The following is a 22,822-nucleotide window of genomic DNA, read 5'->3' as shown; positions in this document are numbered from 1 at the left end:
CATAATTGATTTTTGGAGAAACCCATTTGCTAGCTGTTATACGCGTTTTTATTATGCTGCTGTTTATATTATTCAGTTGTGTTTTTGGTTTATTATTGTCGATAGTAAGACCATTTCATCCTAACAATGTACATATTATATCGGGCTGGTTTGGCTCAATGGCTAAAATGGTTGGCGTTAAGCTAGTTTTAACACGTCATAAAGATGCAGTTGATCCAGGCCCTGCAGTTTATGTTGCTAATCATCAAAATAGCTACGACTTATTTACAGTGCCAGCAATGGTACCTAAAAACTGCGTAAGTTTGGGGAAAAAGAGCTTAAAGTGGATCCCATTTTTTGGTCAGCTTTATTGGTTGTCGGGTAATATATTAATAGACAGATCGAATCGCTCCAAAGCGGCAGGAACTATCTCAAAATCCGCCGAAAAGATTAAAAATAATGGCTTATCTGTATGGATGTTCCCAGAAGGTACTCGAAGCTATGGAAGAGGGTTGCTGCCATTTAAAACTGGCGCATTTCACACCGCAATGAGTGCAAATGTACCCATAATTCCGGTATGTATGAATACAACGCATAAAACCATTAAGCTAAATCGTTGGGATAATGGTACAATTCACATCGAAATGTTAGCGCCTATACCGCTTGATAAAAACATTAGCGCGCGTGAGCATGCTAAAAGCGTGCATAGCATTATGGCTGCTAAAATAACTGAATTAGATGCTCAAGTGAGAGAAAAATAATGGAAAACTGGCGTGAAATAAGTGAAGACATCGTAAGTTCACTACTTGAAGATGGGTCAGACCCTGAAATACTTTATGAAGTAGAGCATCACTTTGTGTGTGAAGACTTTCCTAAATTAGAGCAAGCTGCGCTTGCTGCCTTTAAATTAGGTTACGATGTTGAAGAACCAGCAGAGCTTGAGCTTGAAGACGGCAGTAAAATTTGGAGCTTTGACATTGTAGTTGAAGCTGAGCTAGACGTAGACGTTATTATGGAAGACGTTGATAAGCTAGCGCAATTAGCCGTTGAGTGCGAAGTTGAGTACGACGGTTGGGGCACTTACTTTCAAGAGTAATGTAACTAACGAGTGTTTAGATTAACTAATTTAAAAGCGAGTGTTGTAAAAACACTCGCTTTTTTGTGCCTATAATTAGGGGAGGGGTTATTTATCGAGGTTAAATAAACATCCTGCTGAAAACTCAACCACCAAAGATCAACACGCCCTAGCTAGAGAGTAATAAGCCTAAATGTTTTAGTGTTTTAATATGCTAGTAAATCTCCTAATTAAATCCCCAAATTAAAGCTCCGGTTAGTTATTTCTTCGTACTAAATCTATTTTCAAACTAAGCTATATTAACGCTTTATTGGTATGACCAGTTTTTCTCGATTACAATTTTATCAAAAATAATTTTAGTTTATTCATAAAGTATTAAGCTATTTATGGAAAATTGGTAATAGAGGCTTTTGTTTGAAGTACTACTATTTTCTGAAATTTATAAATAATTACATTCGATAATTTGAAAGTATTTTATTTTCAACTATATGATTTTTCGTTATTTATGTTTGTTTTTGTTGTGTGTTTTAGAATGTTCCACTGATCCCATGGTAACAATTAACTTGTTGACATATTGGCAACAAAAAATATAGCCTTGCTTTACCAGTTTGGTAAGGTTTTTGGTAATGCCAATTTGAATTATTTTAATTCACTTTTGCTATTACCAATTTTTCGAATCGAAAGTCTGTTTATACAATGCGTTTTAAGTTTGGTATTTACTACCAAGTTAAGTTGTTAAGTTATTTGTATACAGATTTAAAGGAATAAAAATAATGTTTAAATACAAAAAGTTACTTATTTGCTCTGCAATTGCTGCGAGCACTTCTTTTGCGCATGCTGCCACGATTGATAACTCGGGTTTTGAAGATGGTTGGAGCGATTGGAATGAAACAGAGCCAGCAGCGCTATCTTCAGATGCATACAAAGGCTCAAAGTCACTGAAAATACAAGGCAGCCCAGGGCGTGTTTACCAGAATGTAGATGTAGATCTGAACACGGAGTATACACTAACTGCGTACGTACTTGGTAAGGGACAAATCGGCATTAATGATCTTAATGGTTTGTTTAAAAGTGAGAAATTTAACGTTTCTTCGTGGACAAAAGTATCTAAAACTTTCACAACAGCTAGCACTAATTCATTGCAAGTATTTGCTAAGCATGACAATAGCTCAAACGATGTTCGCTTTGACAGCTTTTCATTAACTAAGGGAAGTTCTTCTGGCGGCGGAGACACGGGTGATACTGGCGGTGGCGACACTGGTAGTGGTTCCGGCATAGCAAGCAATATCACCAACGGTAGTATTTTTGACCTTGAGGGTAACGATCCTCATCCATTAGTAAATAGTGACACTTTAGAGTTTGTACCTCTAGAAGCGCGTCATATTACTCCAAACGGAAATGGCTGGCGTCATGAATATAAAGTAAAAGAAAGTGCACGTGTTGCAATGACCGAAACCTATGAGGTTTTTGAGGCAACTGTAAAAGTTGAAATGTCAGATGGTGGTAAAACGATTATTTCTCAGCACCATGCTAGCGATACGGGTACTATTTCAAAAGTATATGTTTCAGATACAGATGAATCAGGCTTTGATGATAGCGTAGCGGATAACGGAATTTTTGACGTTTATGTTCGCTTGCGTAACACCAATGGTAAAGAAGAAAAGCATGCACTAGGTACTATTAAAAGTGGTGGTTCATTTAATCTAAAAGTAGTTAATAATTACGGTGATGTGGATGTAACTGCACTAGGTACTACCTTCGGTATTCCGGTAGAAGATGACTCTGAATCTTACTTCAAGTTTGGTAATTATCTTCAATCACAAGACCCGTACACACTCGATGAGTGTGGCGAGTCAGGAAACTCAGATTCATTTAAAGAGTGCTTTAAAGATTTAGGAATTACAAAAGCTAAAGTAACAATGACTGACGTTAGTTATACGCGTAAAACTAACTAATTATTTATTTAATTGTTAAGTAGTTTAAAAGGCCACTCAGTTTAAAGTTGAGTGGCTTTTTTTAATGCTTTTTAAATGTATAAACTTAATTTATAACCATTTTTTATTTTTAAAATACACACCAATACCGCCAGTAAGTACAATCAAAAATATAACAAATGCACTAAATGCATAGGGGCTATCGGTACCCGGAATACCTCCTACGTTTACGCCTAACAGGCCGGTTAAAAAGCCTAAAGGTAAAAATAATGCAGCCACTACAGACATAACGTACATGCGCTGATTTAATTGCTCAGATACTTGGTTAGTGATTGTTTGTTGAATGATTTGTGCACGCTCAATAGAGCTGTCCAGTTCCTCTAAATAACGAATAAGTAAGTTAGTGGTTTCATTTAACTTTGCTTTATCGTCATCTAGTAGCCACGGATAGTGATTATTTACCATTGAGCTGAGTGCTTCTTTTTGCGGTTTTAAATAGCGCTTTAAAGCGATGGTTTGGCGGCGCAATTGCGATAAACCTTGGTTATCAAATTTTTTGCTTGGCTCATCTATTTCTTCTTCAAATTCGTCGAGTGTTTCATCTAGTGAGTCAATAACGCTTTGCATACGTGAGGTTAGTTTTTGCGTTATAGAGCATACAAGCTCAGAAATATTGCATGGGCCTTTATTTTCATTTAAACAGGCCAGTGTATCTTGCACCGATAATAAACGGCGCTTACGGGTGGTAATTAAAATATTTTCGCTGATGAATAAACGGATTGAAACCATGTCTTCAGGGCTTTGTGCTGGATTTAAATTAACACCACGTAGAAATAACATGTGCCCATTAGTTGTGGCCGTAATGCGCGGGCGTGTTTCATCAGCAATTAAAGAATCTAGCTCGTAATCGGTTAGGTGAGACTGTACTTTTAACCAGTCGACGGCTTCACTTTGGCTATAATCCATATGAACCCAAAGTTTACCTTGTCCTGGTTGCCAGCTATTTAGCTCATTAGTGCTTTCAATAGAGCGTGCGCCACCTTTTTCGTCAAGCACAAGGGCATGTAGTAAACCATTAATCATAATTAATTCTCATAATAGTGTATTTTTAATACTGTTAACTATAGTGTATCTACTTAGTTGCTTACAGACTTACCTTTACTTTTAATAAGTTAAGTTTAAATCGCAAAAAATATGCAGAGCCTCTGTGCTGAGTAAAGTGACATAAAGTACTACTTAGCAAGGCGCGCATTGTGTGACCAGTTGCTTAAAAAGATCAATTTAATTTACTAATCGACTAGATAAATTTATTTCGTTGGTGTTTTTTTGCCTGTAGCGTATAAGTCACTTTTTTATTAAGGGCACATTTATGACAGCAAAGATCACCGTTGGTTGGCGTGAGTGGTTAAGTTTACCTGAGCTTGGTATTAACGACATAAAAGCAAAAATTGATACAGGCGCTCGCACTTCATGTATTCATGCAATTAACATTGAAGAGTACGAAGAAGATGGCGAAAAATGGGTTAAATTTACAGCCCAACCACTGCAAGATGATGAGCAAACTCAAATTACTTGCAAAGCAAAAGTTAAAAAAATGAAGTACGTAACCAGCTCAAGTGGGCAAAAAGAACTACGCTACTTTATAGAAACGACGTTGCATGCAGGCGAGCATAGTTGGCCGATAGAGCTTACTTTAACAAGCCGTGCAACAATGAAGTTTAGAATGTTATTAGGGCGTACAGCCATGGAAAATCGTATAGTCGTTGACCCGGCTTTATCTCAACTATTAGGTCGTAAGGTTTAACTATGAAAATCGGTATTTTATCTCGCAACAGAAAATTATATTCAACACGTCGCTTAATTGAGGCGGCAGAAGCACGCGGCCACGAAGTTAAAGTGATTGATGCATTGCGCTGTTATATGAATATAAACTCAGAGCAGCCAGAAATTCACTATCGCGGTGAAAACTTAAAAGAATTTGACGCAATCGTCCCGCGTATTGGTGCATCAGTTACATTTTATGGCTGTTCTGTATTACGTCAGTTTGAAATGATGGGTGTTTACCCTGTTAACGAATCGGTGGCTATTTCACGTTCTCGCGATAAATTACGCTCACTTCAGTTACTTTCGCGTAAAGGCGTAGGTATGCCGGTAACCGGTTTTGCAAGCAAACCCGATGACGTAAAAGACTTACTAGAAATGGTAGGCGGTGCACCTGTTGTAATTAAATTACTTGAAGGCACACAAGGCATTGGTGTTGTACTTGCCGAAACGCGTAAAGCGGCTGAAAGTGTTATTGAAGCGTTTATGGGTTTAAAAGCCAATATTATGGTTCAAGAATATATTAAAGAAGCAGGCGGTGCTGACATTCGTTGTTTCGTATTAGGCGACAAAGTAATAGCCGCAATGAAACGCCAAGCACAAGAAGGTGAGTTCCGTTCTAACCTTCACCGTGGTGGTAGTGCTACATTGGTTCGCATTACGCCAGAGGAACGTAAAACGGCAGTAGCGGCGGCTAAATCAATGGGCTTAAACGTAGCGGGTGTTGATTTACTTCGCTCATCTCGTGGACCACTTGTGATGGAAGTAAACTCATCACCAGGTTTAGAGGGCATTGAAATAGCGACAGGTAAAGACATTGCAGGCATGGTGATTGACTTCATCGAAAAAAATGCTTCAAGTAAAGGAACAGCAACACGTGGCAAAGGTTAAAATTAACCGCCCTTTTTCCTTATTAGGAGAAAGTGTAGGCGTAGGCGAGCGTAAAACGCTTGCCTTAGAGGCAGCTAAACTTTACACCCATTCACCCCTTAATATTCCTATTGAAGTGGTTAACGGTGTAATGGAAGGCCCTGTGCTTATGGTGTGTGCGGCTATTCATGGCGATGAGCTAAATGGCGTAGAAGTTGTGCGTCAGTTAATTGCTAAAATAGACCCAAGCCAACTGCGCGGTACAATAATCGCTGTGCCTATTGTGAATGTGTTTGGTTTTATTCATAAATCGCGTTACTTACCAGACAGACGCGATATGAACCGAAGTTTCCCGGGTTCTGAGCGTGGCTCACTAGCTGGGCGTATGGCGTATATGTTTTTTAATCAAGTAGCGGTACATTGTACTCATATTATTGATTTACATACTGGCGCTATTCATCGAACTAACTTACCGCAAATTCGCGCTAACTTAGAGGACGAAGCAACCGCTGATATGGCTAAAGCATTTGGTACGCCTGCAGTTATAAATGCATCATTGCGTAATGGTTCATTACGAAGTGAAGCTGCAAACCTAGGTATACCGGTTATAACCTACGAAGCGGGTGAGGCACTGCGCTTTGATCCGATCGCGATTGCGGCAGGTGTTCAGGGTGTTGATTATGTTATGCGTCACTTAAAAATGATCCGTGGCAAGCGTCCTAAAAAACTACCAGATCCTATTATTGCAGGTTCAACAAGTTGGATACGTGCTGAAGTTGATGGGATTGTGCGTGCACAAGTATCATTAGGTGAGCATGTAACTAAAGGCCAAGTGCTTGCTTATATAAGCAGCCCGCTGGGCGATTCTGAGCTTGAACTTTTAGCGCCGAAAGGCGGTATTGTTATTGGTCAGCAAACTATGCCATTAGTAAATGAAGGTGATGCGGTATTCCATCTTGCGTATTTTGCTAGTGATAATAGTTTAGTAGAGCAACAGCTAGAGAACTTTATTGACGAGATAAACGATTTAGATGACGAGCTTAAAACAGCTGAGCTAAATAACTAATAGCTAAACTAAATTGTGGTTAGTTAAGCATTAAAAAGCCGCAGAAGTTAATTACTTACTGCGGCTTTTTTGTGAGTATTGCTTTATAAACGATGCTTTTTAAACTATGTTTTTTTAGGGCCAATAATACGCTTTATAACGGGAGCTTTTGTTGGCTTTGGTTCTTTATTTAAAACCATGACAGGGCGTGTCACAAATAAATTATTAGGGTAAATTACACGGTGCCCATCAATATGCTCAAGTACTACATTCATTAAGCCCATTTCAACAATGCGGCCTTCAATATGATTCGCACCATCAATAATTCGTACCCAATAGCCAACACGGCAATCGTTTTGAATAAACATTAGTAAAAATGCGGTGAGGTTACTCAATAATGACCAAGCGGCAAAAAGTGCTACCCCCAACATGGCAAATAAAGAAGAGCCTAAAACCAATAAACCACGCAACTCTATACCCCAAAATACTAAAACCAAACACAGCACGACAAAGGCGAGTATAATTTTTAGTAGCAGCTCTGCACGATACTTTCGGTGTAAATCAACTTTCCCCTTAATTGCTTTTTCGAGTAGTTTTTTGGTTATTTTTAATAGCAGAGGGAAAACCAAAATAGCGATTATAGTTACAACCAACTTATATTGTGATGCAAACAATTCTAAAACTTCTATTATTTCCACATTAGGTCCTGAACTTTCATAACAATGTAATTTAATGCAATTGGTATTAGTTTAACGTGTTTGTATTATTTAAAAAGTGTTTTTAACGCTTACTAGCCACTGGACTGAGTCTACATCGTCGTAGCTATCAATGGGGGCAGCAATATCAATATGAATCATAGTGCCTGAGTTTGCGCGACTCGGTGCTAAACGAAGACCAACACCTACATTTTTTAATACATGTGCGTTTTCGCCATTATTTTCATCGTTAAACCATGCTCGGCCTACGTCTACAAAAGCGGCTCCACCCACTTTAAATAGTTGCAGCAAATCATACTCCCAGTAATAGCGCTTTTCTAGATTAACTAAAAAGCTGCGGTCGCCATGTTGATAATCCATAGGGTAACCACGCAGGCCTGTTTCGCCGCCTAAAGTAAGCTGTTGATCAGCGGTAAGGTTTTTGGCGTACTGCACGCGGGCTTTAACATACCAAGATTGGTTTTCGCTGGTATTTAAATAATATTGTATTTGGCTGGTGGCCATAAAGTTTTCGAGTTTTTTCTGCTCTTTATTCCAATAGCCATCAATGTCTGCGCTAAAGCGCCATAAAGTATTATCGTTAGTAAAGTGGGCTTTTTTGAAATTAAATGAATACACCGCGCGGCTGTCGTCATTACTTAATGACTCATCTGAATAGCCAATTAAGCTTTTAATATTCCAGCCTAAGTTTAAATCTTCTGTGCGCGATATACTATCGAAATTTCGTACTTTTATGTAGTTGTCTTCAAACCAATGGCCGCTTACAAAGGGATAACTTAAACTTCGGTCATCGGCAAGTGGTGCAAATGTCGTGTCTATCGCTTCAAAGGTATGTTGCTCGTCGGTATAACCTAAGGTTAAGCGCTGGGTCCAATTATTATTAAGTGCTTTAGAGTGTCCTATAAATGCACGGTTTAAATCGGTAGTTTGATCAAATTCACTAAACTCTTCGCCGCGTTTATATAGCGACTCTTCGCGCTGCTCAGAATAGCTTAAAATACCGTAACTAAAAGGGGTGTCTATCGCGTAAAATGGATAGGTTAGCTCAAGCAAATGGCGCTTACCGTCGCTGTTATCCGCGTATTCTAATCGACCGCGGTAGCGAGTAGATAAAATATTAGGATCGTCGTAAACAAATAAGTAGCCGCTTCTGTCACTGTCGGTCGTGCGTGAAAAAGAAAGGCGTTTACCCCAGCCAAGCAGGTTTGATTCTCTAAAACCTATACTCGATTTATTTTCTCCGCCGCTACGGCTAAAGTTTACTTCAGGTAAAAGTGTCCATAAATCACGGGTAACCACTTCTACATTAACGTTGCCGTCGCAGTTTTCGGTTGCACTAATTTGTGCATCATATAGGTAGCTTTCTTTACGAAGTAGGCGCTCAGACTCTGCAAGCTTTTTAGCATCGTACTTGTCACCAGGGGAGAATAATAAAAGGTTATTAATGACATCGGGCTCTGTTTGAATATGAGCGCGGTTAGCAAATCGGAATAGGGCATTATTTTCCTCTTCAAGCTCAGTATTAAATACATTAAGTTGTTTGAGCTTTATTGAGGCTATTTTAGCATTACTATTACTGTGCGTGAGGGTTGTTTTGTCTTGAACTTCTCGGCGTAAGTTTTTATTTGTGCTTAAATCTGTCTGTTCTACAAGGCAGTTATCAGTTTTCATTGAAGATTGTTGTGCGAATGCATTAGGCACATAAAAGCTTAAAACTGTTAAGCTAATACAACATTGTGCTATCCATTTCTTGTCCACCATTAAACCTCTTTACTACTGTGTAGCGAATGACTACCGTAATATCAGCTTACATCATTGTTATTATAATGTAAGTAAAAGGTATGGATTTTGAAACTTATTAATTGTTACCTGTTTTCACTTTTGTTAATGAATGCTGCTTTGGCGTGCTCAGCACTTAAAATTAGCCTAAATAAAAGGCAAGTGCAGCTAATAAGTGTTCAGCTTCAACACCTTCGCCATTAATCCAGACACTTTGGCTGTAATGTTCGTAGTTTAAATTAAAGGTATGGTGGTTATAAGTAAAACGAACTTGATGACGATCGGCGCCTGCAGAGTATTCGTTGATGGTTACATCGTCTGAGTGTAAAAATAGGGTACTCCACAGCTCAAAATCTTCGTCGTGTGGAGGCTCGACTGGTGTAATTAAAATGTATTTATGGGCGTGGTCATATTCTATTTGGGTCATAACATTCTTAATTTGTAGCTAGGTAATTGCGAATTGCAGTTAAAAATTCGCCGCCGTATTTATTTAACTTAGTAAAACCGACACCCGACACTTTTAAAAATTCACTGTCGTTTGTTGGCATAAGCTGCGCCATTTCGGCTAACGTTTTATCATTAAATACCACATAAGGTGGTACATCGTCGGCATCAGCAAGTTCTTTGCGAAGTGCGCGCAGGCGAGCAAATAGTTTTTTGTCGTAATTAAATTGCGCTAATTTATCTTGATAAACGTGTTTGGCTTGCAGGCGTGGCTCGGCTAACTGCAGTGCGTACTCACCTTTTAAAATGGCACGCGCGGCTTCGGTTAATCTAAGTGACGCACCTTGCGTTATATCTTGGCTAAGTAAGCCTTGATGAATAAGTTGGCGTAAAATACTGAGCCAAAACTCACTGCTTTTATCCCTACCTATGCCGTAAGTGCTTAACTCATGATGGTTGTTATCGCGTATGCGGCTAGTATTTGCACCACGTAGTAATTCAACAATGTACCCAAGACCAAAGCGCTGGTCAGCTCTATACACACAAGAAAGCGCTTGCTGGGCAACTAGCGTACCGTCAAAGCTTTTTGGCGGATTTAAGCAAATATCGCAGTTGCCGCAAGGCTCACGTTGATATTCACTAAAGTAATTAAGTAATATTTGCCGACGACATGTTTGCGCTTCAGCAAAACTTGCCATCGCGTTAAAGCGTTGCTCTTCTACACGGCGGCGTTGCTCGTCGTCTATGTCTTCAAAAAAGCGCCTTACGCGACCAATATCAGCCGGGTCAAAATACATTATGGCTTCGGCGGCTAGGCCATCTCGACCAGCGCGCCCGGTCTCTTGATAGTACGACTCTATACTTTTTGGAATATCGTAATGCAGTACAAAACGCACATTAGGCTTGTTTATACCCATACCAAAGGCAACGGTTGCGACCACTATTTGTATATCGTCACGGGCAAAACCAGTTTGTACAAATTGTCGTTGCTCGTTACTCATACCAGCATGGTAAGCGGCGGCGTTTAGCCCTGCATCAGCCAATTTTTCGGCAATGTCGTCTACACGTTTACGGCTGGTACAGTAAATAATACCGCTTTGGCTTTTTTGCTCTTTTAAGTAGCGAAGCAATTGCACCATAGGTTTAAACTTTTCTTCTATGGTGTAGCGAATATTAGGGCGATCAAAGCTACCAGTATGAATATAAGGCTGTTGTAGTTTTAGTTGCTCAACTATATCAAAACGGGTGGCTTTATCGGCAGTTGCAGTGAGCGCCATCATGGGTACATGTGCAAAACGTTGCTTTAATTCGTTTAAGCGGAAGTAGTGCGGTCTAAAGTCGTGGCCCCAATGCGATACACAGTGCGCTTCGTCGATGGCAAATAAACTCACATTTAAATGCGATAAACGCTCTAAAAATTCGCGTTGTAATACTTTTTCAGGTGCTACATATAAAAGTTTAATTTGCCCCTGATGAAGCTGTTGATACACCAATTGCTGTTCTTCTCGCGCTAAGCTGTTATTTACGTAAGCGGCTTTTACCCCAAGTGCTTGAAGTTGACTTACCTGATCTTGCATTAGCGATATAAGCGGAGATATAACAATAGTGACGCCTTCAAGCACTAAAGCAGGAATTTGGTAGCAAACCGATTTTCCGCCACCGGTGGGTAGTAATACCAGTGAGTCTTGGCCATTAATAGCAGCATCAATAACTGCTTTTTGACCGTCGCGAAATTCACTGTAGCCAAACACTTGTTTGAGGACAGTTTCGGGTTTACGCACTAGTGTGCTCGAAGGTGGAGTTGATGTGTTCATTGGCGGGTATTTTAGTGGTTTTTTTATGAGATGTCTTTAGCTGAGTTACTTGATAAATTATTTAAGTGAGGTCTCGTAGTTTTACACTATGTATGCTTTACTCATCGTACCAGTTTAAACGTAGAGAATAATAATGAATAAAGAAATGTTAATTGAACAAGTCGGCGCATTGTTTGTAAATGGTATGCCCTTTAATCAGTTTTTAAATATCTCGGTTGAGTCACTTACTCCAGAGCAAGCAAAAATAAGTTTTCCTTGGCAAGATGTATTTATAGGAAACCCTGCGCAAAAAATATTACACGGTGGCATTATTTCAGCCGTTCTCGACAACGTAGGAGGCATGCTCGCGGCAGCGAGTGTAATTGATAAATTAACTGATATAGACATTAAGAGTGTACAGCAAAAGCTAGCAACCCTTGGCACTATTGATTTACGAACCGATTATTTGCGCCCAGGAAAAGGAGAGAGCTTTATAGCGAGCGCCACACTTATTCGCTCAGGTAATAAAGTCTGTGTGTGCAGAATGGAATTACATAACGAACAGTCTGTTCAAATTGCTTTTGGGACTGGCACGTATTTAGTTGGATAAAACACCTATGGCAAGTAAACTGTCGGCCTTTTAAATCACTAAGTGTTTATTATGTCGATTGATACCGAGCAGCGTAAAGGTGCTATTTTTGCTTGTCTTGCTTTTTTAATGTGGGGCCTCGCACCAATATACTTTAAGTTAATTCAGCATGTTACTGCCTTTGAAATTTTAATGCATCGGGTTGTTTGGTCGGTTGTATTTTTAGTACTGGTAGTAAGTGTTTTAAAGTATTGGGATAAAGTTAAACGTATCATTGTTCAGCCTAAGCTTTTGCTTATGCTTGTTATTACTTCTGCACTGCTTGGTTTTAACTGGGGTTTATTTATATGGGCTATAAATAATAACCACATGCTTGATGCAAGTTTGGGATACTACATTAACCCTCTTTTAAATGTATTGCTGGGTATGCTCTTTTTAGGCGAACGCTTACGTAAGTTTCAAGGCGTAGCAGTGGCACTTGCCTTTAGTGGTGTTGTACTGCAGCTAATTAGTTTTGGCTCGTTTCCGGTAGTGGCATTTTCACTGGCCACATCGTTTGCACTTTATGGTTTATTACGTAAAAAGTTACCGGTTGAAGCCTTACCGGGCATTTTGCTAGAAGCACTTATATTACTGCCTGTGGCACTAACTTATTGGTGGTTAATGGTGCCTACACCAACTTCAAGCCTGCCTGCTAATGATTGGCATACTAATGCACTACTTATAAGTGCAGGCATTGTCACTACATTACCGTTGTTGTGTTTTACCGGAGCCGCCAAACGCTTGCAGTACACTACATTGGGATTTTTTCAGTACATTGGACCAAGCTTAATGTTTATACTTGCGGTGGTGTTTTACGGTGAAGTATTTGACGCTGAGAGATTAGTTACGTTTGCATGTATTTGGAGTGCGCTAGCTATTTTTAGTTGGGATTCTTATCACCAATCACGCAAACGTAAAAAAGCGGCTATTACAGCCGCAGAAGTATGATTAACTAATAGAGTGGTCAACTAACTACTTTATTACGACCAGATTCTTTAGCGTCGTAAAGCTTCAAATCGGCCTGTTTTAATAATTCATCAATTTGATAAACAGGCCCATCTGCAAAACCAATAGATATAGTAAACTTGATTTTTTCTTTACTAAACTCTTGGCTATTCATTTCTATAAAATACCTAAATCCTTCAAGCCTTTTTAAGGATTCTTGCTTATCAGCATCTGCAAAATAAACCGCAAATTCTTCTCCGCCTAAACGTGCAACTAAATGTTTTTCAAAATACTTACTAAAACAGATTGATAGCCCTTTTAATACTTCGTCGCCTACATCGTGTCCGTATGTGTCGTTAATCGCTTTAAAATGATCAATATCAAGCATGGCTAAAGCAGCACAACCTTTAGCACGTTTAATTTTCTTTAATGACTTTTCAGCTTCTTCGAAAAAGTAACGGCGGTTTGGTAAATTAGTAAGGTAATCAGTATTAGCCTGTCGTTTTATGGTGGCCATAAGTTCTAACATATCGACGTTTTGGCTAAGTCTGCAATAAAACTCTTCATTATTAAAAGGTTTATGCAGATAATCATTTGCGCCATTTTTTAAAAACAAAGTTGATAAATCAGATGAGTCTGCGGCTGAAATACCTATAATCACTTTTTCATCGTTATTATATAAACGGCGAATTTCGGTACATAATTCATCACCGTTCATATTTGGCATTTCATTATCAGTGATAATAACCGAGATGTCAGGAGCAGCTTCAAGCATCGCAAGTGCTTCTTTTCCATCTTCTGCTTGTAATATTTGATATTTATGGCGTGCAAGTAAATTACATATATAACTTCGTGTAGAGGCTAGATCGTCAACAACGAGTACTTTTACATTTTCGTTGCGAGTTAGTCTCAATAATTGCTTTTCTAAATATTGGTAAGCTTGTTTGTTTTCTTTAATGATGTAATCGATGATTGGATATTTTTCTACTGTATCGCGAGTTTTTTTATCAATATTACCTGTCATTACAATCGTTGGAATGTCAGCATTTACAGTGCAAGGTACTGCCTCGCCAGACGGGGCATCTGGTAAAATAAAGTCGACTACAGCGCAAAAGTAACTGTTTTTACTTATCAGTTCTTTTGTTTGTGCTAAAGACTCTGCTATATCAACTGCATATCCTGCTTTAAGCGCGATATGCTTTTGCACTCGCGCCATTGCAGGTGTATCTTCAACTATTAGTATTTTTCGCGTCACGTAACACCTTGTTTATATTTTGCAAAATGATTTGCTTATATAAGTTGTAACTGTTAAAACGCAAAAAAGCAAATAACTTAAGTACTTACAGGTTATCAGCTTCTGAATAATACTCTTGGCTAATTGGTGCTGGTCCTGACATTTTTGAGCGGCCAAACAAGGTATGAAACTTACTTTTGCAGGTCGTTAGCTTTAAATATTTTACCCAAGCACGTTCAATTGGGTTGGTAGGTTCTTGTGAGCCAGTGACTACTGCTACAAACTGTTCTTGATGTTCGTTTTGCGGCTCAATTGTTTTGCTATATAAGCCTCTTAAAACAACACCGTGTTGTTCTAATATACTGGCTTCTAATAAGGTGAAGTTTCCGCTGCGGCCAAAACCACGTGGAAAATTCTGATCATCATAAAATTGACGTTGGCTAACAAATGCTTGGCGTAGTAATGAAATGTTATTGCTCATAGCTTTATCCTCATACCCTATTAATTAGCTGGAGTATGATGCAAGTTTGGCAATTTATTAAACAAATTATTTTTATCGTGAGGATAAAAAATTGGATATCGATTTATTAAAAACATTTGTTGAAGTAGTGCGTACGCGTCACTTTGGTAAAGCTGCCGAAAACCTTTATATTACGCAGTCTGCAGTGAGCTTTAGAATTCGCCAATTAGAGCAAGGGCTTGGGGTTAATTTGTTTATTCGCCAGCGTAATAATATTCAACTTACCGCACCGGGAGAACGTTTATTACCCCACGCTCAAATGATTATTACAGGTATGCAGCGCGCAAAAGTAGATGTTGCACTTGCCGATAATATGCATAAGCAAATTAGCTTAGCAGGAACGCCTAATATTTGGGATGCTTTTTTACAGTTTGGTATAACAAATATTGTATCGGCAATGCCAGGCGTGTCGTTGGTTGCAGAAGTTAAAGCACAACAAGAAAGCACACGGCTTTTATTAGAGCGCACTCTCGATTTGGCTATATTATTTGATCCACCAAAAGTAGATGAACTCGTAGTAGAGCGTATTTGTGAGTTACCCATTATTCCAGTAAGCGGATACGACACGGCTACCAACGAAAACTTTTTTGATAATCAATATGTGTATGTTGATTGGGGAACCACTTTTTCACTTTGGCATGCGCGCCAATTTACCGGTAAAACGCCTCCTTACTTTAGAACCAGCACAGGACGTATTGCGCTTGATTTAATACTGCAATGTGGCGGTAGTGCATTTATACCGCAAGTATTAGTAGAAGGGCATTTAGAAAAAGGTGAGTTGTTTCATGTTAAAGGGGTAGAAAATACCTCGCGAGACGTATTTATTGCGTATCACAGAGACAACGAGCAAAAAGAGCTAATAGAAACCTTAGTTAATTTACTCTCGCAAATGACGCCAAGCTTGTCATTAAAGCAAGATAAGTAAGTACGGCCGTTTATTAAATTTTCATGTTATTTAGATTTCACATTTAATGCAGTATTATTAATTAAAAAAGACAAAAATGTTTCGGTTGTAATATTACTGTCATTTATCAATGACAAAATGCAGCTGTTTTAAAAATTAGTCTTTTGTGATTATCCAAGGAAATAACATGAAATTTGTAAAATCGAGCTTATGCTTAGCACTATTAAGTGGCTTATCTTTTAATGCACTTGCCGACGTAGATATTTACGGTAAAGCGAATGTAACAGTGCAATCGTCTGACGATGGCGAAGGGTCTTTTACTGAGATTAAAAGTAATGCATCTCGTCTTGGTGTTAAAGGTTCTGAAAAAATAAATGAGAGTTTAGAAGCCGTTTATAAGTTCGAATTTCAAGTTGACGTGTCTGATGCTGATTCAAAAGGCGATAACGATGATAATATTTCTGCGCGTAACCAATATGTTGGTTTAAAAGGTGCATTTGGCCAAGTTGTAATTGGTCGTAACGATACTGCGCTTAAGCAATCTCAAGGTAAGTTAGATTTATTTAACGACCTTGAAGGCGATATTAAAAATGTATTTAAAGGTGAAAACCGTTTAGGAAACACTGTTAGCTACTCATCAAACTCATACGAAGGCTTTAAAGTACTTGCTACTTTTGTAGCTGAAGACGATGTAGACGCAGACAACGGTTACTCAATGGCGGTTACTTACGGTGACGTGGCACTTAAAAATAGTGCGGTATACGCCTCTATTGCAGCCGATAGCGAAGTAAATGGCTACGATGTAGTACGTGCTTCAATCCAAGGTAAAGTTGAAAACTTTAAGTTAGGTGCAATGTACCAAACACAAGAAAAGGTAGACGGCAGCGCAGAAGCTGACGGTTACTTATTAAATGCAGCGTACAGCATGGGTAACAATACATTTAAAGTGCAATACCAAGATATGGATTTTGACGACAGTGATGATAAGTCAGCAATTTCAGTTGGTATTGATCACAAATTAAATAAAAACATTAAAGTATTTGGTTTTTACTCAAGCTTCGACATGGACAACAACGTTGACCAAGATTACGTAGGCTTAGGTATGGAATACAAGTTTTAACGATTAGTCTAATTAGTTAAAACACTCCCTTTTTAACCGTGCTCCTTTGAGCGCGGTTTTTTTTGCTTTAAATTATTTACCCGCCCATAATAGACCCTCATTTGGAATGAGGTGCAAATCCTCAACTATTCCCGTAACTGTAATTAGCGCAAAGCTTTAAGTCAGATACAAATGAGCAATACTAATCAGCATAAATATTTGAACAATTTAACGAATTAAATTTATCACTTAATAGGTTCTATATCTAAATAGATTGGTATAATTTTTTAACGAGCGGGTTTACTCATTTTTATTAATGCACTAGTTATTGTTAGTTGTATTGTTAGTGAGTACACGCCTACCAAGGACTCACTGTTGCACACTAAATCAGCGCTAAACACGCCTTTACTTAACGTTAAAAATGTTTCGTGGGGGATTGCCAATAAAAGCATTTTAAATAATATTAATTTGCAAATATCGCCAGGTAAATTTGTGGGTTTAATAGGCCCAAATGGGGCGGGTAAGTCGAGTTTGCTGCGTTGCTTATATCGTTTTAACCGGCCAATATCAGGGCAGATTACTTTTAATAACCATGATATTTGGCAACTTAAAAGTGAAGATTATGCAAAGCAAGTCGCTGTGGTACTTCAAGAAACACCTTCGCAATTTAACCTAAGCGTATTTGACGTTATTGCACTTGGGCTAACGCCTCATAAATCGCTATTTAGTTCAGTAACTAACAGTGATAAACAAAAAATTACTCAAGCAATAAATACTGTAGGGCTTGAACAACACAGTAATCAAAGTTTCGAATCGCTCTCAGGCGGTGAAAAACAAAGAGCGCTTATTGCTCGTGCTATTGTGCAGCAACCTCAACTATTAATTATGGACGAACCAACTAGCCATTTAGATGTTAAATACCAAATACAGGTAATGGAGCTTGCTAAATCGTTGGGTGTAACGGTGTTTGCATCGTTTCATGACTTAAACCTAGCTGCTGCAATGTGTGATGAGTTAGTGGTTATTAAAAACGGCGAAATTACGCATACAGGTACGCCAACTGAGGTATTAACCGAAAACATGCTAGGTGATGTTTTTGGTGTCTGCGCCCAAGTAAATAGTCACCCGCAGTTATCTAAAGCAGGAAATAGCATTCCTCACATTACTTACTTTTATGGTTATGACTAATATGAGCGCTGTTAATACTCGCCACTCACTTGCACTATGTATAAGTATTGCAGCTGCTTTATTTAGCTTATTTGCAGCACTTAGTTTTGGCGCCGCAGAAACCTCACTTCAAGACGTATTAAATAGTCTTTTACTCTCAAATGATGCGTCTTTTAATACGCGTATTATTTTTGAACTAAGAATGCCTCGCACATTACTCGCCTTTTTAGCGGGCTCTGGTTTAGCTATTGCGGGGCTTATTTTACAAACCGTAACGCGAAACCCTTTAGCCGATCCTTACTTGTTTGGTATATCGTCGGGCGCCTCTTTTGGGGTGGTGCTACTTATGGCATTTGCCGGTATTAGCGCTGGCTTTATGCTATCAACAGCGGCACTGTTAGGTAGCTTACTCGCAATGAGCTTATTAATACTTATTGCAGGTAGGCAGCAAAGTGCACAGGTAGAATCAATGTTATTAGCAGGCGTTGCGCTGTCATTTTTATTTAGTGCGTTTACCAGTTTGTTGCTTTACTGGAGCGATCCTCAGGCGGTAGCTGCTATTTTATTTTGGACACTGGGCAGCTTTGCTCGTGCGCAGTGGGCTACGCTTTGGTTACCTTTATTGGTAATCACATTGTGTACGTTTGTAATGCTGAGCTTTAGAAGGCAACTCAATGCTATGTTACTTGGCGATGAAAGCGCAATTACATTAGGAGTTAGGGTCCAGCGTTTTAGAATACTTATGCTGGTTTTGAGCTCATTAATTACCGCTGTGCTGGTGGCTATGTGTGGCGGTATTGGATTTGTCGGTTTAATGGTGCCGCATATTGTGCGCTTTTTTATCTCCCAAGGCACTATTGCAGGTTTACTGGTAACTAGTTTGGTAGGTGGTACGTTTATGGTGTGGGTTGATGTGCTTTCGCGCTCATTACTAAAAAACCAAGAGTTACCTGTAGGTGTTATAACCGCTGCTATTGGTAGCGTGTTCTTTTTAAGTTTATTATTTTTTAGAAAGCGAAGGGTGTAATTCCATGAAAACCTTAATGGTGCAAGGCACTACATCAGATGCTGGTAAAAGCACCTTAGTTGCAGCCCTATGCAGAGTATTTGCTAAGCGTGGGGTAAAAGTGGCGCCTTTTAAACCACAAAATATGGCACTTAATAGCGCAGTAACAAAAGATGGTGGCGAAATTGGTCGTGCGCAAGCTTTGCAAGCAATAGCGGCTAAAGTAGAGCCCGAAATAGACTTTAATCCCATATTGCTTAAACCTAATAGCGACACGGGCGCACAAGTTATTATTCACGGAAAAGCCATTAGTAATATGGAAGCGGGCAAATATCACGACTATAAAAAAGTGGCGATGGATGCAGTAATTACCTCACATAACCGCTTAGCTAAACGCTTTGATTTACTCCTTGTTGAAGGGGCTGGTAGTCCCGCTGAAATAAACCTACGCGAAAACGATATTGCCAATATGGGTTACGCCGAAGAGGTAGATTGCCCTGTTATTATAATTGCCGATATAGACAAAGGCGGCGTATTTGCACATTTGGTAGGTACGCTTGCTTTGTTAAGCGAGTCAGAACAGGCGCGCGTAAAAGGCTTTGTTATAAACCGCTTTAGAGGCGATATAGGTTTGCTGCAAGGCGGGCTAGATTGGCTTGAAAAATACACAAACAAACCCGTACTTGGTGTATTACCTTATTTGCACGATCTCGCGCTTGACGCTGAGGACGCCGTCGCAATTGATAATAACGTAACCAACGCCACCATTAATATTGCAGTGTTGCTTGTTCCACACATTAGTAACCATACCGATTTTGATGCACTACGTTTGCACCCAAACATTAATATAAATTATGTGCGTCACACGCAAATGATCCCCGACGTTGATCTAATAATTCTACCAGGCAGTAAAAACGTGCTGGGGGATTTAACCTTTTTAAAAAATGAAGGCTGGGATTTACAAATTAAACGCCACTTACGTTATGGCGGCAAAGTACTTGGCATTTGTGGCGGTATGCAAATGCTGGGTAATACGCTCAACGATCCCGAGGGTATTGAATCGTCATTAAAGCAAGTAAATGGGCTTGCTCTGTGCGACTTTGAAACCATACTCACAACACAAAAAGTATTAACTAAAATAACCGCTACACTACTTTTAAATAACCAACAAACACCGTGTAGTGGTTACGAAATACATGCAGGAATTAGCCAAGGTACAGCGCTTAATAAACCGTTTTTAACCTTTAATGAAAACCACCCAAATGGCTTTAAAACAGATGGCTTTATTAGCGATGATAACGCCATTGCAGGCACCTATTTACATGGTTTATTTGATGAAGCTGATGCTACATCGCAAATTTTAAAATGGGTAAAGCCAAGCGCTACCATTAATCCTATTAGTATTGCCGATCACCGCGAGCAGCAGTTAGAGCGCTTAGCAACCATGTGCGAAACGCATTTAAATATACAGCAAATTATCTCGATTTATGAAGGGCACAATAATGACTGAACAAAATAACGATAAGCACCAGCAGCGCCAGCAAAAAGTAAAAGAGCAAGTAGATGCGCGCGTTGCTGCCGCGCAAGATGTAAAAGGTATTTTTCAGGTAATTACCGGTAATGGTAAAGGTAAATCAACCTCAGGTTTTGGCGTTGTAGCTCGCTGCGTAGGGCATGGTAAAAAAGCCGCTGTGTGCCAATATATTAAAGGCACGTGGGAGTGTGGTGAGCGTAATTTATTACAAGGTGCAGGCGTTGAGTTTGTAGTAATGAACACCGGTTTTACTTGGGATACACAAAACAAAGAAGCCGATACAGCCGCTGCACAAGCAACATGGCAAGAGTCAAAACGTATGCTTGCTGACAGCAGTATTGATTTAGTATTGCTTGATGAGCTTACGTACATGGTGACTTACGGTTACGTTGACTTAGATGAAGTAGTAACCGCGCTTAATAACCGCCCACCCATGCAGTCGGTTATTATTACAGGGCGTGCAGCGCACCGTACTTTAACCGAACTTGCCGACACAGTAAGCGAAGTGCGTAATGTAAAACATGCATTCGATTCAGGCATAAAAGCGCTTGAAGGGTTTGATTACTAATGTTTAAAGCGTTTTTTATTGGGCTACTGCTTTTTAGTGTATCGGGCAGTGCACTTGCAGAGCAGGCGCAGGCTGAGGATTCTAAAAAGCTGCGAATAATTGCGCTTGCACCGCACATAGTCGAAAACCTATTTGCGATAGGGGCGGGCGATAACATTGTGGGCACAGTTGATTACGCTGATTACCCAGCTGAGGCTAAAAATATTGAGCGAATAGGGGGCTATTACGGAATCTCGCTTGAAAAAGTATTGGCGCTTAAACCTGACTTAGTTATTGCGTGGAAAAGCGGAAACCAAAGCGAAGATTTAGCCCAAATAGAACGTTTAGGCATAAAATTATATTTGAGTGATCCCAACACAATCGCTGGTGTAGCCGACGAGTTACTTACTTTTGGTGAATTTACAGGAAATGTTGAGCAAAGCCAGCAAGTAGCAAATGCATTTATTACTAAGCTCCAAAATATTAAAAAACAGCAGCAGGGCAAAAAAATAGTCACTGCATTTTATCAATTATGGTCAGAACCGATGATGACAGTAGGTAAAAATACGTGGATAAACCAACTGATTGAAACATGCCATGTAAGCAATGTATTTTCCGATAGCACCACAGATTATCCGCAAATTAGTATCGAAAATGTCATTGTTACTAAGCCACAAATTATTATTATTCCTGATGAAAAATCAAAAACACCACAGCCGGTTGTTAATTGGCAAAAGTGGCCAGAAGTGCCCGCTGTTAAAAATGATCAATTTATTAGCGTAAATGCCGATTTATTACATCGTTTTACCCCGCGTATGCTAGATGGACTTACGGATATGTGTGATAAAATAGACGCATCACGTAAACAGATTAAGAGTACACAATGAGCGATTGGGCCACATTTTTAAAAAGTGAATTACAGCAACCTTACATGCAACAAACGTTAGAGTATGTGGCTAATCGCCGCAATGAAGGAGTTGCTGTTTATCCGCCTGAACCTCAAGTGTTTAGCGCTTTTGATGCCACCGCGCTTAATAACATTCGCGTTGTAATTTTAGGGCAAGACCCTTACCACGGTGAAGGGCAAGCACATGGTTTGTGTTTTTCGGTATTGCCTGAAGTTAAAAAACTGCCACCGTCGCTTAAAAATATGTATAAAGAGTTAGCTACCGACATTACTGGTTTTACTATTGCTGATCACGGGTACCTGCAAAGTTGGGCAGATCAAGGCGTGTTTTTACTTAATACCGTACTGACCGTTGAGCAAGGGCAAGCGCATTCTCATAAGCATTTAGGGTGGGAGCAATTTACCGATAACGTAATAGCGCACATAAATAAGCACTGCGAAGGTGTAGTCTTTATTTTATGGGGCGCACATGCACAGAAAAAAGGTAAGGGCATAGACAGCGCTCGCCATCATGTTTTAAAAGGGCCGCACCCATCGCCACTTTCAGCGCATAGAGGCTTTTTTGGTTGTCAGCATTTTTCTCAAACTAATGAGTTGTTACAAGCCCAAGGTAAAAAGCCGATTAACTGGCAGGTGTAAATAATACCAATTCCAATAAATAGCTGATCTATTTTACTTGCTAAAACAACCCATTTCTTTGTTGTAAATTTCGCAAAGGGAACAACCATTTACATCAATTTACGCCTAGAACTGAATTGTTTTTTCGGCGTAAAATTTAGATCACATACTTAATGGAATTGGTATAACCTGGGCTCTGAATAATAAATTTATCTCATGCAGCTAATTTCAGCGCATTAAAAAAGGCTTTCATA

The 22,822-nt window shown here is 39.4% G+C and carries 23 protein-coding genes and 1 riboswitch; of the genes, 16 read left to right on the top strand and 7 right to left on the bottom strand.

The genetic code is table 11. The annotated features are described in order from the left end of the window. Window positions 1-26 precede the first annotated feature (26 nt). From PX700_RS03295 to PX700_RS03285, 3 genes are all read left to right on the top strand, one after another. A complete protein-coding gene (locus PX700_RS03295) occupies window positions 27-740 on the top strand; it encodes a 1-acylglycerol-3-phosphate O-acyltransferase (protein WP_479519844.1) in 714 nt (237 codons plus the stop codon). After that, window positions 740-1,075, top strand: a complete 336-nt coding sequence (rraB, locus tag PX700_RS03290; protein ID WP_007376503.1) for a ribonuclease E inhibitor RraB — start codon at window positions 740-742, stop codon at window positions 1,073-1,075. Before PX700_RS03295 ends, rraB begins: the two co-directional genes overlap by 1 nt. A gap of 752 nt (window positions 1,076-1,827) precedes the next feature. Beyond that, complete coding sequence (locus tag PX700_RS03285; RefSeq protein ID WP_415637545.1) at window positions 1,828-3,009, top strand: polysaccharide lyase family 7 protein; 1,182 nt, start codon at window positions 1,828-1,830, stop codon at window positions 3,007-3,009. A 90-nt stretch (window positions 3,010-3,099) separates the two neighbouring features. Here the strand turns inward: PX700_RS03285 and PX700_RS03280 are convergent, their stop codons facing one another. Continuing rightward, on the bottom strand, window positions 3,100-4,071 hold the full coding sequence (locus tag PX700_RS03280; protein WP_479519843.1) for a zinc transporter ZntB: 972 nt from the start codon (window positions 4,069-4,071) through the stop codon (window positions 3,100-3,102). A 286-nt stretch (window positions 4,072-4,357) separates the two neighbouring features. On the opposite strand from PX700_RS03280, the gene PX700_RS03275 reads away from it, so the two are divergent. Genes PX700_RS03275 through PX700_RS03265 form a run of 3 tightly spaced genes read left to right on the top strand, consistent with a single transcriptional unit; the run spans window position 4,358 to window position 6,745 of the window. Beyond that, complete coding sequence (locus PX700_RS03275) at window positions 4,358-4,792, top strand: ATP-dependent zinc protease family protein (protein ID WP_479519842.1); 435 nt, start codon at window positions 4,358-4,360, stop codon at window positions 4,790-4,792. A 2-nt stretch (window positions 4,793-4,794) separates the two neighbouring features. Continuing rightward, window positions 4,795-5,700, top strand: coding sequence for a 30S ribosomal protein S6--L-glutamate ligase (rimK, locus tag PX700_RS03270; RefSeq protein ID WP_002961977.1), 906 nt, complete (start codon window positions 4,795-4,797; stop codon window positions 5,698-5,700). Next, a complete protein-coding gene (locus tag PX700_RS03265) occupies window positions 5,687-6,745 on the top strand; it encodes a succinylglutamate desuccinylase/aspartoacylase family protein (protein ID WP_479519841.1) in 1,059 nt (352 codons plus the stop codon). The genes rimK and PX700_RS03265 overlap by 14 nt, the downstream gene beginning before the upstream one ends. Window positions 6,746-6,849: 104 nt before the next feature. On the opposite strand, the gene PX700_RS03260 is transcribed toward PX700_RS03265, so the two are convergent. From PX700_RS03260 to recQ, 4 genes are all read right to left on the bottom strand, one after another. Beyond that, a complete protein-coding gene (locus PX700_RS03260; RefSeq protein ID WP_479519840.1) occupies window positions 6,850-7,422 on the bottom strand; it encodes a mechanosensitive ion channel domain-containing protein in 573 nt (190 codons plus the stop codon). A 69-nt stretch (window positions 7,423-7,491) separates the two neighbouring features. Next, window positions 7,492-9,201 (bottom strand): BamA/TamA family outer membrane protein, encoded by a 1,710-nt coding sequence (locus PX700_RS03255; RefSeq protein ID WP_479519839.1) that lies wholly within the window; start codon window positions 9,199-9,201, stop codon window positions 7,492-7,494. A gap of 160 nt (window positions 9,202-9,361) precedes the next feature. After that, a complete protein-coding gene (locus PX700_RS03250) occupies window positions 9,362-9,646 on the bottom strand; it encodes a DUF3630 family protein (protein ID WP_479519838.1) in 285 nt (94 codons plus the stop codon). A gap of 7 nt (window positions 9,647-9,653) precedes the next feature. Further along, window positions 9,654-11,477, bottom strand: a complete 1,824-nt coding sequence (recQ, locus tag PX700_RS03245; RefSeq protein ID WP_479519837.1) for a DNA helicase RecQ — start codon at window positions 11,475-11,477, stop codon at window positions 9,654-9,656. A 133-nt stretch (window positions 11,478-11,610) separates the two neighbouring features. Between recQ and PX700_RS03240 the strand changes: the two genes are divergently transcribed. Both PX700_RS03240 and rarD read left to right on the top strand, forming a co-directional pair. Then, window positions 11,611-12,066 (top strand): thioesterase family protein, encoded by a 456-nt coding sequence (locus tag PX700_RS03240; protein WP_197177943.1) that lies wholly within the window; start codon window positions 11,611-11,613, stop codon window positions 12,064-12,066. 51 nt (window positions 12,067-12,117) lie between these two features. Beyond that, window positions 12,118-13,035, top strand: a complete 918-nt coding sequence (gene rarD / locus PX700_RS03235; RefSeq protein WP_415637552.1) for an EamA family transporter RarD — start codon at window positions 12,118-12,120, stop codon at window positions 13,033-13,035. 16 nt (window positions 13,036-13,051) lie between these two features. Here the strand turns inward: rarD and PX700_RS03230 are convergent, their stop codons facing one another. Together PX700_RS03230 and PX700_RS03225 are read right to left on the bottom strand one after the other, a co-directional pair. After that, window positions 13,052-14,287 (bottom strand): GGDEF domain-containing response regulator, encoded by a 1,236-nt coding sequence (locus PX700_RS03230; protein ID WP_479519836.1) that lies wholly within the window; start codon window positions 14,285-14,287, stop codon window positions 13,052-13,054. Between the two features lie 85 nt (window positions 14,288-14,372). After that, on the bottom strand, window positions 14,373-14,747 hold the full coding sequence (locus PX700_RS03225) for a MaoP family protein (protein ID WP_166421308.1): 375 nt from the start codon (window positions 14,745-14,747) through the stop codon (window positions 14,373-14,375). A gap of 91 nt (window positions 14,748-14,838) precedes the next feature. Here PX700_RS03225 and PX700_RS03220 point away from each other — a divergent pair, with 91 nt between their 5' ends. From PX700_RS03220 to ung, 8 genes are all read left to right on the top strand, one after another. Beyond that, window positions 14,839-15,711 (top strand): LysR family transcriptional regulator, encoded by an 873-nt coding sequence (locus tag PX700_RS03220; protein WP_007583736.1) that lies wholly within the window; start codon window positions 14,839-14,841, stop codon window positions 15,709-15,711. A gap of 166 nt (window positions 15,712-15,877) precedes the next feature. Next, the gene (locus tag PX700_RS03215; protein WP_479519835.1) at window positions 15,878-16,810 is read left to right on the top strand and encodes a porin; all 933 of its coding nucleotides are present in this window, start codon (window positions 15,878-15,880) and stop codon (window positions 16,808-16,810) included. A 103-nt stretch (window positions 16,811-16,913) separates the two neighbouring features. After that, window positions 16,914-16,979: riboswitch (cobalamin riboswitch) on the top strand. 185 nt (window positions 16,980-17,164) lie between these two features. After that, window positions 17,165-17,977 (top strand): ABC transporter ATP-binding protein, encoded by an 813-nt coding sequence (locus tag PX700_RS03210; protein ID WP_479519834.1) that lies wholly within the window; start codon window positions 17,165-17,167, stop codon window positions 17,975-17,977. A 1-nt stretch (window position 17,978) separates the two neighbouring features. Continuing rightward, the gene (locus PX700_RS03205) at window positions 17,979-18,983 is read left to right on the top strand and encodes a FecCD family ABC transporter permease (protein ID WP_479519833.1); all 1,005 of its coding nucleotides are present in this window, start codon (window positions 17,979-17,981) and stop codon (window positions 18,981-18,983) included. A gap of 4 nt (window positions 18,984-18,987) precedes the next feature. After that, complete coding sequence (locus tag PX700_RS03200) at window positions 18,988-20,472, top strand: cobyric acid synthase (protein ID WP_479519832.1); 1,485 nt, start codon at window positions 18,988-18,990, stop codon at window positions 20,470-20,472. Further along, window positions 20,465-21,064, top strand: a complete 600-nt coding sequence (gene cobO, locus PX700_RS03195) for a cob(I)yrinic acid a,c-diamide adenosyltransferase (protein WP_165741361.1) — start codon at window positions 20,465-20,467, stop codon at window positions 21,062-21,064. Before PX700_RS03200 ends, cobO begins: the two co-directional genes overlap by 8 nt. Further along, window positions 21,064-21,930, top strand: coding sequence for a cobalamin-binding protein (locus tag PX700_RS03190; RefSeq protein WP_479519831.1), 867 nt, complete (start codon window positions 21,064-21,066; stop codon window positions 21,928-21,930). Before cobO ends, PX700_RS03190 begins: the two co-directional genes overlap by 1 nt. Further along, window positions 21,927-22,589 carry a uracil-DNA glycosylase gene (ung, locus tag PX700_RS03185; RefSeq protein ID WP_479519830.1) on the top strand — a complete coding sequence of 221 codons (663 nt, stop codon included), beginning with the start codon at window positions 21,927-21,929 and terminating at the stop codon, window positions 22,587-22,589. Before PX700_RS03190 ends, ung begins: the two co-directional genes overlap by 4 nt. Window positions 22,590-22,822: the final 233 nt, after the last annotated feature.

It is taken from the genome of Pseudoalteromonas sp. TP27 (assembly GCF_056470645.1).
This window is presented reverse-complemented; position numbering and strand designations above follow the sequence as displayed.

Bases quoted from the DNA above. Each gene is read 5' to 3' on its own strand.
- recQ (WP_479519837.1), bottom strand. From the start codon at position 11,477: ATGAACACATCAACTCCACCTTCGAGCACACTAGTGCGTAAACCCGAA.
- PX700_RS03200 (WP_479519832.1), top strand. From the start codon at position 18,988: ATGAAAACCTTAATGGTGCAAGGCACTACATCAGATGCTGGTAAAAGC.
- rimK (WP_002961977.1), top strand. From the start codon at position 4,795: ATGAAAATCGGTATTTTATCTCGCAACAGAAAATTATATTCAACACGT.
- ung (WP_479519830.1), top strand. From the start codon at position 21,927: ATGAGCGATTGGGCCACATTTTTAAAAAGTGAATTACAGCAACCTTAC.
- PX700_RS03215 (WP_479519835.1), top strand. From the start codon at position 15,878: ATGAAATTTGTAAAATCGAGCTTATGCTTAGCACTATTAAGTGGCTTA.
- PX700_RS03190 (WP_479519831.1), top strand. From the start codon at position 21,064: ATGTTTAAAGCGTTTTTTATTGGGCTACTGCTTTTTAGTGTATCGGGC.
- PX700_RS03240 (WP_197177943.1), top strand. From the start codon at position 11,611: ATGAATAAAGAAATGTTAATTGAACAAGTCGGCGCATTGTTTGTAAAT.
- PX700_RS03255 (WP_479519839.1), bottom strand. From the start codon at position 9,201: ATGGTGGACAAGAAATGGATAGCACAATGTTGTATTAGCTTAACAGTT.
- rraB (WP_007376503.1), top strand. From the start codon at position 740: ATGGAAAACTGGCGTGAAATAAGTGAAGACATCGTAAGTTCACTACTT.
- PX700_RS03250 (WP_479519838.1), bottom strand. From the start codon at position 9,646: ATGACCCAAATAGAATATGACCACGCCCATAAATACATTTTAATTACA.
- cobO (WP_165741361.1), top strand. From the start codon at position 20,465: ATGACTGAACAAAATAACGATAAGCACCAGCAGCGCCAGCAAAAAGTA.
- PX700_RS03225 (WP_166421308.1), bottom strand. From the start codon at position 14,747: ATGAGCAATAACATTTCATTACTACGCCAAGCATTTGTTAGCCAACGT.
- PX700_RS03285 (WP_415637545.1), top strand. From the start codon at position 1,828: ATGTTTAAATACAAAAAGTTACTTATTTGCTCTGCAATTGCTGCGAGC.
- PX700_RS03275 (WP_479519842.1), top strand. From the start codon at position 4,358: ATGACAGCAAAGATCACCGTTGGTTGGCGTGAGTGGTTAAGTTTACCT.
- rarD (WP_415637552.1), top strand. From the start codon at position 12,118: ATGTCGATTGATACCGAGCAGCGTAAAGGTGCTATTTTTGCTTGTCTT.
- PX700_RS03205 (WP_479519833.1), top strand. From the start codon at position 17,979: ATGAGCGCTGTTAATACTCGCCACTCACTTGCACTATGTATAAGTATT.
- PX700_RS03280 (WP_479519843.1), bottom strand. From the start codon at position 4,071: ATGATTAATGGTTTACTACATGCCCTTGTGCTTGACGAAAAAGGTGGC.